Raw genomic sequence first — 13,762 nt, forward strand, 5'->3', positions numbered from 1 at the left:
AAGATACTATTTTTTTAATAACGAGTAGATTAAAAAAACCGTTACCCTAGGGTAACGGTCTTCAATTTTTGAATTAATCATGAACCTGAAAAATAATAGGAAAGGTATAGGATACTTTTACGGGTTTTTGATTTTGTCTCCCTGGTTGCATTTTGGGTAATTTCCCCATCACCTCTACCGCTTCTTCATCCAATTCCTTATGCTTTGATAAAGCCTTTATCCCGACCACGTTTCCATTGGTATCAATAGTAAACATCACATTGATTCTTTGAATTCCATCCAAACCAAGCTTTGATCCCAAATTGGCATCGAACTTCTTGCGAATATGTTGGTTGATTTTATCAGACAAACATTTAATTCTCTCGTCCCGACCATTTACCTTTTCGCACCCTGGAAACACAGGCGCTTCTTCTACGGCATTCACTGGCACCGGAGGCACATCAACGGGAATTTCTATAACCTTGATGCTTCCAGGATCCAAAGGTGTATCTGTAGGCTCTGGTTCTGTAATTAAATTATCTGTTTCTGGTAATGATGCATTGTTATCAACAATTTTTGGTTCAAGCAATAACTTGGGTTTTGAAGTTGCTTTCTTTTCCACAGGCTTTGCTTCGGGTTCTTTATAAATCTTAAAAGCCAAATCCATCACATAGGGATCCTCTGTGATAGTCTCCCCTCTATGAGAAACAAGAGCTTCTGTATATTTAAAGTTCAATTGTAATAACCCATAAGCTCCCAAGAGCGCAACAATAAGACCTACTTGAAAAAAGAGGGTGGAGTTTTTTTGTAAATTTGCATCGTGCTTTTGTGGTTTTGGCACGTCCTTTTCGTTTTGCCGAACGAAAGACGGATTGTTGTTGAATAATTTCATGATAATACTTTTTATATGTTAATATTATCACAAAAACACAATAAGCATACCAAAAAAGAAATCCCGCTACATTTGTAACGGGATTTCTTAATTATAAGATATATAAGTTTTAAACTTAGTCTTGAACTTGGAATTTGATAGGTAAGTAGTAAGGTACTCTTACTGCTTTACCTCTTTGCATTCCTGGTTTCATTTTAGGTAATTTACCAACAACTCTTTTTGCTTCTTGCTCTAATCTTGGATGCGGAGCTCTAGCCTTTACATCAACAATTTCACCATTTTTATCAATCTTAAAGAACACACTGATTTTTTGGATACCGCTCAAACCAAGCTCTCCTGCTAAATCAGTATCAAAATTCTTAGCGACAAATTTGGTGATTTTTTCATTCATACAAGCTTTCTTAGCATTGTTGTCACCTTTTTCACATCCAGGAAATACAGGAACATTTTCAATTACCGCAAACGGAACCTCAACATCCTCTTCTACTTCCTCAACAACTACCTCCTCTACTTCAACGATTTCCTCTTCTTGACTCGTTTCAGTTGATTCAATAACGGTCTCTTCAACCTCTTCCTCATCTTCAACTACCTCAATAACTTCTGGTGCAGCTGGCGGTGGCGGTGGTGGTGGCGGTGTTTGGATTTGCTCAGTAATTGGCACTTCTTCTTCCAACTCTTGATCCAAACTCAATGTTCCGATATCAATAATTTCTTTGTCATACGATTTGTAGTTGATAGCTGTATACGTGAAAAACAGCATCAAGGCTAAACCGACGGCAAAAAACAGTGAACTATTTCTACCTACATTGGCTTTAGGACTTTTCTTTTGTTCCATGAGTTTTAAATTTTCCTGTCCGCTAAAATAACCATTTATTTGGCAAAAAAGCAAACCATTATTGTTTTTTAACTAGTTTAAAATACCCCGTAATCAATAAAGATGAAACTAATACTCCAGCTATATTAAAAAGGATATCTATTAAATCAAATGATCTAGATGTGGTGATCAGCCATTGAAGACATTCAATAATTATACCAAAAATCACTGAAAAGATAATTGCATAAAAAAATGCTGTTCTTTTTCGTTTTCCAAACCTAATCACAAAGGTTGCAAACCAAAATCCGTTGAAAAGGAGATAGGCACAGAAATGGAAAATTTTATCAATGTATGAAGGAGCATATTCCTCCACTTTGTCCATATCTATCGTCATTAAACAAACAATAGTAAGACAAAGGGTATATAGTATTGTGATTAAAAATGTCCGTTTCCTAAGCACCTATTAGCTCTTTGTAATCTTCTGCAGATAACAAATTGTCTAATTGAGAAAGATCAGAGCACTTTACCTTAATCATCCATCCGTCTCCATAAGGATCGTTGTTTACTTTTTCTGGCTCATCTTCAAGAGACTCATTGAATTCAATGATTTCTCCAGCCATTGGTAAAAATAAATCGGATACTGTTTTTACTGCTTCAACCGTTCCGAAGATTTCTTCTGCATCTAAGGTTTCATCTACTGTTTCTACCTCTACATAAACGATGTCTCCCAATTCTCCTTGGGCAAAATCGGTAATTCCAATAGTGGCCACATCACCATCTATCATGACCCATTCATGGTCTTTTGTATACTTTAATTCTGATGGAATATTCATAGTACTTAAGTTTGTTTCCGCAAATGTATCTATTCAACCTTATAAAATCAAACAGATTTTACTAATTACCAAAATTATATCTAATTGTAAACCCAGCTCGGATGGTAGTTTGTGGGAAAGCCGTTGAAATTGCGTACTCTGAAAAGGCATAATCAAAATAGAAAATTCCGGAAAGATATTTACTGAATGCGTAATCAGCCGTGAATTTACCAGACCAAATTGTCTGACCAGCGGTTACTTGATTGTTCTCCAAATCCAGATACCTTATAATCGTTTTGTTATCCCTCAATGACACATCTGCCTTTAAATTCAAATCGCTAACAATTGTTTTAGATGGACCAGCTAATTTAGATTTGATTCTCACATCTTTTACCCTGTAACCCAAACCTAAAATATACTCGTTTCCTTGAATTTCAGTCAAAAGGTTGTTATCGAAACTTAATGAAAGTAATCTATCCTTTTTCAACTCAGCTAAAATTTTAACCGAATTTTTCATTTCCATATCCACCCTTATCAATGGAGTGAACATTTCTGTCAAGTTGATATTTCCGTATAAAATTTTATTCTTGAAATTTCCACCTTGATCCAATTCTTCTGGGTTGGAAGGATTATAATCCAAATTGGTTTGGAATTGGTTAATGGTATAATTGGATCGATACCCATGAATCAATGAAAAACGCTTAAATCGATCTTTAAACCATTTAAAATTCATCAATCCAGTATATTTCAAATCCCAGTTTGGAATCGGAACATCCTTTATAGCTGAAGTACTTACGCCTCCAGCATCCTTTCCTGTATAAGCCGCTACAAACGCTGGCAACAAAACAGCTTGATTGTTTTTCCCAAATCCAATAGGGTAACCCTCATCGTCTCTAGGAATCGTACCACCTCCATAATAATCAGAAGCCAATCTATCAGCAATCAACAATCGGTTGGATCTAAACTCATTGAATGCTTCAGACACATTCTCGTCACTTTTGCTGAAAGCAGTAGCAATCATCATCGTGGAAATATTGAAATTTCCATAGGTATTTGGAGTCAAGGATTCGTATTCCAACTCCCCATTGCTATCATTAACCCTATAATTTTCAGTGTAGTTTTCAGCGAGTGTTCTATTGGCTACTAAATCAATTTTAAGGTCATTAAAAGGCTCTATATTTGCCGTAAAATCTAGTTGCTTTAATTTGTTGGAAGTATACTGCTCATTAAAATCTTGATACATGGTCAACCATCCCTTCCTTGCGGCCATTTCTCTTACATCCCTTTGACTACCAAATGTAAATCCTACTGTTGGTTTCATGGTTCCAATAAAACCAGGTGTGTTTAAATACCCTGGCAAATAGGTCCCATTTGTTTCGGCATAGTTGATTTGGAATCTTTTTAGACTTGTCAAAATCCCTATTCCTGCATTTAGCAACCCATATTTTTTATTTGATGACTGGGCCTCATCCTTATCCGCCCCCCTATCTACTGTAGGTTGACCATTTCTTCTTGCGGGTCCACTAGTTCTAGCTGCCGCTGTTCGCCTTGATGATTTCTTTTTCAGACCAATGTAATTATAAAACTTGGTCATGTTAAAAGTTGAATTTAAATTATGCTGGTTGGCATTTGAAATCGTATTACCTAAATTATAAATCTCCCCATCAATTTCTAAGTTCCCAAACAAGTCAGACCCCTTTTGCCATTGAAATTCTCCATTGTAGGAATAGGTGGCGTCCAAAAATGAAAACGTTGGTATCTTATTAATCGGTAATTGGTAATTTACCCCCAATTGTTGGAATTGCCTGTTTGGATCTCCAAAATCAAAGAAACCATCCCAAACATCTAGAGCAGGATCTTGTTCCCCATTAAAAATATTTCCGTCAATAAAATAGTTTCTAACAATATTATTGTTTGAAGCCGTAAAATTGACCTGAAGTGATTTGGTAAGATTGTAATTAATGGTATACTGATAATCAAATGTATAATTTCTTTGATAAAATTCTTCCAGTCCAATGTTTTCTCCCGTCAAATCAACCTCCCTGAACTTTTGCCTGTTATACCTTCTATTAATATCCGTATTAATAGCAAAACTTGTTGGCAGCGGATTAAAATTAAAGTCTTTCAAAATTTTCCAATATTCTCCGGTAAACAAAGAATCGTTCTTTTTGAAAGGTTCTATATTAATCGGCTCAAAATTGTAAGCATAATTAACTCCGGCCCTTACATTTTGTTGAATGGAATTTTCTATTTCAAAATCCCTATGCTTTACCTTATTATAAGAATAATTAACCGTTAAATTCTCTACATCGTAGAAGTGCTTTTTGGCGTCTGCCGCTTTCGTCTTTCTTACCCCTATAAAATTGATACTTCTTCTTTTAGTGTAATTTTCAGATTGCTCTCTTATCACCTCTCTTTCATCATCAGAATTGGCAGCATCTAAACGAGATTCTAATGTTAAATCTTTGTAATACTCATCAAATTTAGGTGTAATCTTCTCCTCTCCTTGCCCATAATTAAACGGCACCTGAATACCCCATTTTTTTGGTAGTAATTGTCCTAAATTCACATTAGTCACAACATCATATTGAACAACATCTTCTCGACTCCTTTCATTAGGCCCTTGTTCTATAGAACCAAATCCAGAGGTACTTTTTCTACCTGTAGCACTAACATTTGCAAAATCTGCTAGGTTGGAATCCATACTTAAAATAGCGGCCCAACCTCCTTCATTATCCATGTCAGAAATTCGAAGCTCATTGAACCATAGGGTAGCACATTCATCAGTAGACGACACATTCTTAACCCCCACCATTAAAGTCCTTATATCACCAAAATTTGGATTTCCTTTAATAGCAACACGTTGTTGGCCCAAGGTATACGGGTCAAACTCATTAACGGGAATCTCACTCAATGCATCTCCAATTACATCATAAAAAGTGGCCTCTCCAGATGTTATTCCTCCATCACTAATAGCTTGGGATTTCATATCCTGTAAAACGCTCAATGATAAGTTGATTTCATTTTCTTCTGGCCAAAGCTCTTCTCTAGAACTACCTGTACTCACTTTTAAAGGCACTTCAATTTGATAGTAATTATCTACCAAGTCATTACCCATCCTAATAAAACCTACCAATTCACCATCACCAAGACCAGGGGTCGCACCTTCCTCGGCGTGCATAAACATTCTCAGTTTTTTATATTGACGCATGTCAACATTAATGTTTTTATAGACCGCCCGTGCATCATGAGGCTCGAGTTCGCAGACATTGACCACCAATGATTGCTCATTTTGTCGAATAACCGTATTGTTATTGTACAACTGTTCTGGATCTACTCCTGGAGGAGACAAATAACTTCCGTTATTTTCAATAGTACTTACAACACCAATACTAAACTCGGTGTTATCCAAATCTGGATCTCCCTCATCTTCATCCAAAGTTTGTGTATATCTTCTCCATTCACTTCGTACCAAATCTAGAGTACCGAACCTTAAAACTGTAGTTTCACTAAACTCTTTCACATACATTCTGGCAAACCGAACAGATCTTAAATCGGAAATACCTCCTATTTGATCAGTAAATTCAGATACTGGAATTCTAAATTGGTACCACCTTGGGATTACCGTTTGCCCGTTTGGCAAGCTTCTTACCTGATCATCTTTTATGTCAACAATGTAGGGGTGATTCAGGTTCATTGAGTTGGGAGCTAGGTCCACTTCATACTCATAGTAACTATCTATGGTATTCATGGTATTGTCACGATTCACATCCTCCACATCTGGCTGGGTTGTATTACCTCTATTCGTGTCTGAAAATGTATCAGGGGAGTTTCCTTCTACACCATTGTACCTTTTATACCGTTCAAAGATATTCCCTGAAGCATTTAAGAAATATAAATAATTATCATTAGAAGGGTCAGCCAATCCCGAATATGCGGCAGAAATCACGGTTTCCTCTGCATCATTATATCCGTCATACCCCACATCTTGATTGGTTCGTTCTTGTCCCGAAGTATCAAAAGCATAAATAAGAGATTGGTTCTGTGGATATACCGTTTGCCATTCTGAAACTGGTAACATGGATATATTTCCATCTTGAGGCAAACCGTTTTCATACATTTTTCGACCATCTTTAAGAACATCCTCAGAAATATTACCTAGGTTGAAAACCAATTTACCACCTGGATTATTTTCGTTCTGTTGAAAAGGATCTTGAAGCCAAAACTCAATATACTCCACATTAGCCTGTTCAAAATCTGTAGATGTAATGGCTCGGGTAATCCCTGCCCAGGAATCTGTAGGATTGGTTAAGGTATTTGTAGAAATTTCAACTTCACTCGTCTGAAAATTATAAGGCCCTCTTTCAGTTGGATAATAAACCAAATCCAATGTATTGACTACAGTGGTTTGTCCTTGAGCAATGTCCTGATTGGGAAATAATTCTTGAATAAAAACCCTACTAGTATATAAATCTGAAATATCATCGTCTGATATTTCCCCCGGTCTTTGATTACTAAAGAATATGGGATCAATAGTATACCAGTTTAAAAATGCTCTATCAAAACCATTTTGAAATCCATTTTCATCTTCATCACCTTCTCCATAAACACGTCCCAGATTTCTTGGTCTACTAGAAAGAAACCATGTTTGGGGAGATTTTAAGTCAATGTTGTTTTGAGTACCTTCAAAATCATCAATATAAGAGGTGGCTTCTCCCTGAAAATCTGTCCCTTTTGGAGCATCAGGCTTTAAATATGCAAATTCACCACGTACCGACAAATTTGAAGGAGCATCTGTATCTACATTTGGAAGCTTATTAACCAATCTGGTTAAAAATGGCACTTCAGTTGAATAATTACCATTGATTCCAAAAATATTGTTGTTTATGGATTCTTGTCCATAATTAGCCTTTTGGGTAATAGGCCTTTCATTTAAGTGCAACCAAGTGGCTCCCAAGACAAAATTCTCATTGAACTTATGCTCAACATTGACACCCGTAAATCTCTTGGTTTGTTGCCCAAATACAGCATTATTTTCTGTGGATACTTGAATAGGTGTATTAGATGCCAATAAAGCGGGATCCAAAATTTGTACGGTTCCAGCCTGATAATTCACGGTGTAATCAATACCCTCGACTAAAACCCTTCCTCCAGCTGTCACCTTTACTGAACCTCTAGGAACATTAAACGCACCGATTGGAATTCCGTTGGCTCCATTCGATTTATAGCGCCCCTTAATCTTAAATTTGTTCTTACTTGCCTCCTCTAAGGCTGCCGTTTTTGTTTCTTTATAAAGAACATCAAACACATATTTATCTTGATTTTCATTATAAGAACTCGTGTTATTGTAATCTTCATTACCTACAGCCAAACGGTCGAATAAATACTCCCCAAATGGTTCTACCGTAGTGAAAATAATCTTCCCGTTTTGGGGAACAACTGTTATTCCTGGATAAAAATCAAAAAATCCATCCCCCCTATTTTGAGGATCATTATTAAAGTTCAGTCTATCTAAATTGAATAACCTTAGAAGCGTTGTGTTTTCTATCAAATCATCAGGAGGCGTTGAAGATGTAATGGGGTTACCATTTATATCAACACCAAAATCGCCACCTACAGGACTAATATAATTGAGTAAAGAGGCTTCATTGTAAAATATATTCAATCTAAAATCATCCTGAGACAATTGATATGCCCCGGTATCATAGATGTTCTTCATCATTAAATCCCAAATTGGCTGATTGACATTAGTCACTGGGCTTTTCAACATCTTTAAGATCAAACTATTATTGGTAATGGTCGTTATCCCAGTACCTTGATCGGTGTCTACTCCCGTAGCATCTACTCCATCATTGGCAAATTCACCAACCTGATAAACTTGGCCGCCACTTGTAAATTGAAACGCTACAGCCAGAACTTCATCATTGTTTAATCTTTGATTTAAGGAGATGTATCCTAATTGCGAATTTAAAGTATACTCTTGGCCTTGATTTAATTTTCTTGCATTTTCTAGTTTTGCATAATCCGTTCCCTCATTGACTTGCCCATTTAGAGTTCCAAAACCCTGTTGCACCGTCGCAATATCTCTTATCGCTTCTGTTAAAATAGACCCCGAACCAATGGAGGTTGGGTCAAAATCATTATTACCATTATCTGGAAAAGCATTGGGACCTACATTTATAAAACCTGGCGGAATTGGGTTTAATACAATGTTATTTGCCTCTAAATCAGGGTTTGATTCACCCAAATCTTGCAACGCCACAATATTCCTAACATTGTTAGTTGTATTATTTCTATTGGTGATCCACACTTCAATTCTTGTAATTTGGACATTCGAATTGATGAATGGATAGCTCGCTAAAGCCTTGTTATAGTTGTCACGGAAGTAATGAGATAAAAAGAAGTGCCTATTCTCATCATAATCCCGAGCAAAAAACTCAAATTCTTCCAAAGTCCCACCACCTTGAGCCACTACGGTTCGAGTATCAGACCTTTGTTCTGAGAAGACACCTGTTACTGTTGTCTTTCCAAATTGCAATTGTGTTTTTACACCAAATAAACTTTGGGCTCCAGTAATCAAAGAGCTATTTAAAGGCATGTTTACGTTACCAACCTCAATTTTTTGAATAATATCATCTTCTGTTGGGGTATACTCCAATTTGATAATATTCTGAAAATCAAAAGTTGATTCGGTATCATAATTGGCCGTAACTTGCAGTCTTGTACCTACTTTACCCAATAAGCTAAGGCTAATCCGTTGATCAAAGTCAAACGTAAAATTACTTCTATTTCTAGGCGAAAATGTAGGGTTATCTTGTCGCGTATAAAGAACTCCTAAGTCAATCTCGACTGTACCTTGAGGAACCACATTTATAGTATTACCACCAAAAAGAGTTTCAAACAAGCCAGACTTCACATACAATTCTGGTATTAAATTTCGCTGCTCTTCTTCTGACCCCTCCTTTTTTCCATCATAAGCATCGATCTTTTGCTTATAATAAGTCATCATTTCCTCCTTAAGAATCAATTCTTGATACTCTTCAGGAGTTAAAATTAAAGGGTAGTTGATATTAAAATTACCTACTGTTTCCGTATAAATATATCTATCCGTCATAGGGTCATAGGTATATTTGGATACAATGCTATTAGGATTAGGCATTGTCATATTACCCATGGAATACCCAGTTTTAGTAGTGTCTTGAGTCGTCTCATTGGACGGTTCTTGTGAGAAGGCAAGCGAACTCACAAATAGAAAGACAAAAAACAGTAATTTATGGTATGGTTTATTAGTATAGTTGGTTGTCCTCAAAATTGGATTATAAATTTTTTAAAGCCTCTTTAATAATCGCTTCAACACTGGCATCAGGTTGATTTGATGTGATTTTATCCACTACTTTCTCAGATTGTTTTTTATTGAATCCAAGAACCTCTAAAGCAGATAACGCTTCATCCTTATTTGTATTGCTTTTAGCCACCGAAAGTTCATCTATATCATATACTTTCAAAATTTTATCTTTTAAGTCCAAAATAACTCGTTGAGCTGTTTTGGCTCCAATTCCTTTAATGGATTGAATTAAACCAACATCCTCAGTAGCTATACCTTCTCGTACTTGCTTGGGTGTTAATGAAGACAGCATGGTTCTGGCTGTACTTGCTCCAATACCACTAACTGAAATAAGCAATCTAAAAATTTCCCTTTCTGCCAACGATGAAAACCCAAACAATGTATGGGAATCTTCCCTCACTTGAAGATGTGTATACAGCTTTAAATTCTCTTGGTCTGGAATTTGTGAATATGTGTGCAAAGATATATTTAACAAATATCCTACCCCGTGACAATCAATAACCACATCGGTAGGATTTTTTTCGACAAGTTTGCCTTGTATATGTGTAATCATTAAAACTTAATTAACCTCTCAAATGTAATAAAATTATTTGCATTACAAGGATGTACAAGGATTGACTTTAACCTCCTGTTTTTCCTTTTGTTGGGCATCAATTACAGCAATAGCTGTCATGTTTACAATCTCATCTACACTAGCCTCCATTTGAAGAATGTGAGCTGGTTTTCTCAATCCCATCATAATGGGGCCGATGGAATCGGCTTGATTAAGTTCTTTTAATAATTTATAAGTGATATTCGCGGATTCCAAACTGGGGAAAATAAGGGTGTTTACCTTTTTTCCTGCCAATTTTGAGAATGGAAAAATGTCTTGAAGCATTTCATGATTTAACGCAAAATCCGTTTGAAGTTCGCCATCAACAATCATGTCTGGACAAAACCTATGCAAATAAGATACAGCTTCTTGAACCTTGATAGCCCTTGGATGGTTTGATGAACCAAAATTAGAATAAGACGTCATGGCTATAACCGGCTCAATCCCAAACATTTTAACCACATGTGATGTCATATGGGCTATTTTGGCCAAGTCTTTGGCTGTTGGATCAATATTAATAGACGTATCACTTAAAAACATGGGGCCTCTTCTTTGGGTAATCATCAAATTGGTGGTAGCAATTCGAGAAACCCCATCAGCCAAACCTATTAGTTCTAACATAGGCTTCACCACACTTGGATAGCTACTTGTATATCCAGATATCAAAGCATCAGCATCCCCAGTATTCACCATCATAGCGGCAAAGTAATTCCTTTCCCGCATTTTCTTTTCAGCGGAATAAAGGGTTACTCCTCGTCGCTTTCGATTTTTCCAATAAGCCTCGGCATATTTATTCTTTCTTTCAAACTCTTCATCAGATTTAGGATCGACAATATCTATGTCAGCCACAAAATCTATTTCTTCCATTAATTTTTTAATGGTTTCCTTTCTACCCAATAAAATCGGAATAGCAATTCCTTCATCATGAACAATTTGAGCTGCCTTTAAAACATCCATTTGATCACCTTCAGCAAAGACTACTCGTTTCGGATTTAATTTGGCTCTATTTACTAATAACCTTACAAGTTTGTTATCATTCCCAAAACGTTCCAATAAGGAATCTGTGTACTTCTCCCAATCTAAAATTGGCTCTGTGGCAACTCCACTATCCATTGCAGCCTTTGCAACCGCTGGAGGTACCGTGGCAATTAATCTTGGATCAAAAGGTTTTGGTATGATATAATCCTTCCCAAAGGTTAAGTAAGTTTCCCCGTATGCTATATTCACCTGCTCAGGAACCGGTTCTTTTGTCAATTTGGCCAAAGCTTTTACTGCGGCCATCTTCATGTCTTCATTGATCTTAGTGGCCCTAACATCTAAAGCGCCTCTAAAGATAAATGGAAAACCTAAAACGTTATTAACTTGGTTTGGATGGTCACTCCTTCCAGTGGCCATAATAATATCCTTTCTGGTCTTGACAGCCAAATCATAGTCAATCTCTGGATTTGGATTGGCCATGGCAAACACAATAGGGTTATTTGCCATAGTTAGCAGCATTTCTGGGGACACTATATCTGCTGTAGAAAGTCCGATAAAAACATCGGCGTCTTTCATAGCATCTTCAAGGGTGTTCAAATCTTTAGCTGTGGCGAATTCTTCTTTCTCTGGAGTTAAGTTGTCTCTATCCTTTCTAATAACCCCTTTACTGTCCAACATCACCATGTTCTCTGTTCTAGCACCACAGGCTTGATAAAGTCTCGAGCAAGAAATCGCCGCAGCTCCTGCACCACTAATAACTATTTGAACATCTTCAATTTTTTTGTTGGCAAGTTCCAAGGCATTGATTAATGCCGCCGCCGAAATGATGGCCGTACCATGCTGATCATCATGCATCACTGGAATGTCCAGTTCTTCCTTTAATCGACGTTCTATCTCAAAAGCTTCTGGAGCTTTGATGTCTTCCAAATTTATCCCTCCAAAGGTGGGTGCTATTTGCTTTACGGTTTGAATAAATTCATCCACATTTTCAGTATCCACTTCTATATCAAACACATCAATATCAGCAAAGATTTTGAAAAGCAGTCCTTTACCCTCCATAACAGGTTTAGATGCTTCTGGCCCAATATTTCCTAGACCTAAGACTGCCGTCCCATTTGAAATCACTGCAACCAAATTCCCTTTGGCTGTATATTTATAAACGTTCTTTTTGTCTTTTTCTATTTCCAAACATGGTTCTGCAACACCCGGGGAATAAGCAAGAGATAAATCTCTTTGACTTGAATATTTTTTGGTAGGAACCACTTTTATTTTTCCTGGAGTAGGTTTGGCGTGATATACTAATGCCTCTCTACGTCTTCTTTCCTTGCTCATAAAAACTGGATTAATAAGATACAAATGTATGAATAGTATCAGTTAAATCTATTCTTTTAGAAACCTAATATTTCTAGTAAGACCAGAATATTTGGCGCGCTTTACAGCCGATTTTTGAAACACCTTTCTAAACGTTTCCTCTGTGAGCTCTTCCCAATCGTTTTTATCCATGTTAAGAAGCTCTTTGTTGGGATTAAATAGAGGTTCTGAATGCGGTTTTGAAAATCGATTCCAAGGACAAACGTCCTGACACACATCACAACCAAACATCCAGCCATCCATTTTTCCTTTAAACTCTAAAGGCAGATTGTCTTTCAACTCAATGGTTAAATAAGAAATACATTTACTACCATCTACAACATAAGGTTGAATGATAGCTTCTGTAGGACAAGCATCAATACACGCTGTACATGTTCCGCAATGGTCTGTAGTGGGTGAGTCATACTCTAATTCCAAATCAACAATCAATTCGGCTACAAAATAAAAAGAGCCTGTTTTTTGGGTAAGTAGATTACTATGTTTTCCTATCCATCCCAGACCACTTTTTGCAGCCCATGCCTTATCTAGCACGGGAGCTGAATCTACAAAAGCTCTCCCTTCAATCTCTCCTATCTCGGTCTGCATAAAACCCAATAAATCCTTAAGCTTCTCTTTGATCACAAAATGATAATCAGTACCATAAGCATATTTAGACAACTTATAGGACCCATCTATTTGCTTTTCTTTAGGATAATAATTCAACAATAGGGAAATAACACTTTTAGAGCCTTCAACTAATTTTGTAGGATCCAACCTTTTATCAAAATGGTTTGTCATGTAATGCATTTCTCCATGCATTTGTTGGTTGAGCCAATTTTCCAACCTTGGAGCTTCATCTTCTAAGAAGCCCGCTTTGGATATGCCACAGGCCAAAAATCCTAGGCGTTTGGCTTCAGCTTTAATTTGAGCAGTATATTTCGATTTTAAATTCAAGGGAAATCTCTACAAATTAGTTTATACAACATTATAAAAGTCAACC

The 13,762-nt window shown here is 36.7% G+C and carries 8 protein-coding genes; all 8 read right to left on the reverse strand.

Annotated elements, in window-relative coordinates; genetic code table 11:
• Window positions 1–73: 73 nt before the first annotated feature.
• The 8 genes from GZ212_RS00105 to queG all read right to left on the reverse strand — a co-directional run bounded on the left by GZ212_RS00105 (window position 74) and on the right by queG (window position 13,716).
• On the reverse strand, window positions 74–871 hold the full coding sequence (locus tag GZ212_RS00105) for an energy transducer TonB (protein WP_166956061.1): 798 nt from the start codon (window positions 869–871) through the stop codon (window positions 74–76).
• A gap of 115 nt (window positions 872–986) precedes the next feature.
• Window positions 987–1,706: an energy transducer TonB gene (locus GZ212_RS00110; RefSeq protein ID WP_053970465.1), complete on the reverse strand. Its 720-nt coding sequence runs from the start codon at window positions 1,704–1,706 to the stop codon at window positions 987–989.
• Window positions 1,707–1,764: 58 nt separating this feature from the next.
• Complete coding sequence (locus GZ212_RS16200) at window positions 1,765–2,079, reverse strand: VanZ family protein (protein WP_166956064.1); 315 nt, start codon at window positions 2,077–2,079, stop codon at window positions 1,765–1,767.
• A 58-nt stretch (window positions 2,080–2,137) separates the two neighbouring features.
• The gene (gene gcvH / locus GZ212_RS00120; RefSeq protein WP_166956067.1) at window positions 2,138–2,518 is read right to left on the reverse strand and encodes a glycine cleavage system protein GcvH; all 381 of its coding nucleotides are present in this window, start codon (window positions 2,516–2,518) and stop codon (window positions 2,138–2,140) included.
• 61 nt (window positions 2,519–2,579) lie between these two features.
• A complete protein-coding gene (sprA, locus tag GZ212_RS00125; RefSeq protein ID WP_240923674.1) occupies window positions 2,580–9,806 on the reverse strand; it encodes a cell surface protein SprA in 7,227 nt (2,408 codons plus the stop codon).
• A gap of 7 nt (window positions 9,807–9,813) precedes the next feature.
• Entirely contained in the window at window positions 9,814–10,395 is a 582-nt protein-coding gene (gene ruvA, locus GZ212_RS00130) for a Holliday junction branch migration protein RuvA (protein WP_053970469.1), read from the reverse strand.
• 42 nt (window positions 10,396–10,437) lie between these two features.
• A complete protein-coding gene (locus GZ212_RS00135; protein WP_166956070.1) occupies window positions 10,438–12,744 on the reverse strand; it encodes an NADP-dependent malic enzyme in 2,307 nt (768 codons plus the stop codon).
• Window positions 12,745–12,792: 48 nt separating this feature from the next.
• On the reverse strand, window positions 12,793–13,716 hold the full coding sequence (gene queG / locus GZ212_RS00140; protein WP_166956073.1) for a tRNA epoxyqueuosine(34) reductase QueG: 924 nt from the start codon (window positions 13,714–13,716) through the stop codon (window positions 12,793–12,795).
• Window positions 13,717–13,762 lie beyond the last annotated feature (46 nt).

The sequence above is a fragment of the Mangrovimonas sp. CR14 genome, from assembly GCF_011764015.1.
GTDB classification, from domain to species: Bacteria; Bacteroidota; Bacteroidia; order Flavobacteriales; family Flavobacteriaceae; genus Mangrovimonas; species Mangrovimonas futianensis.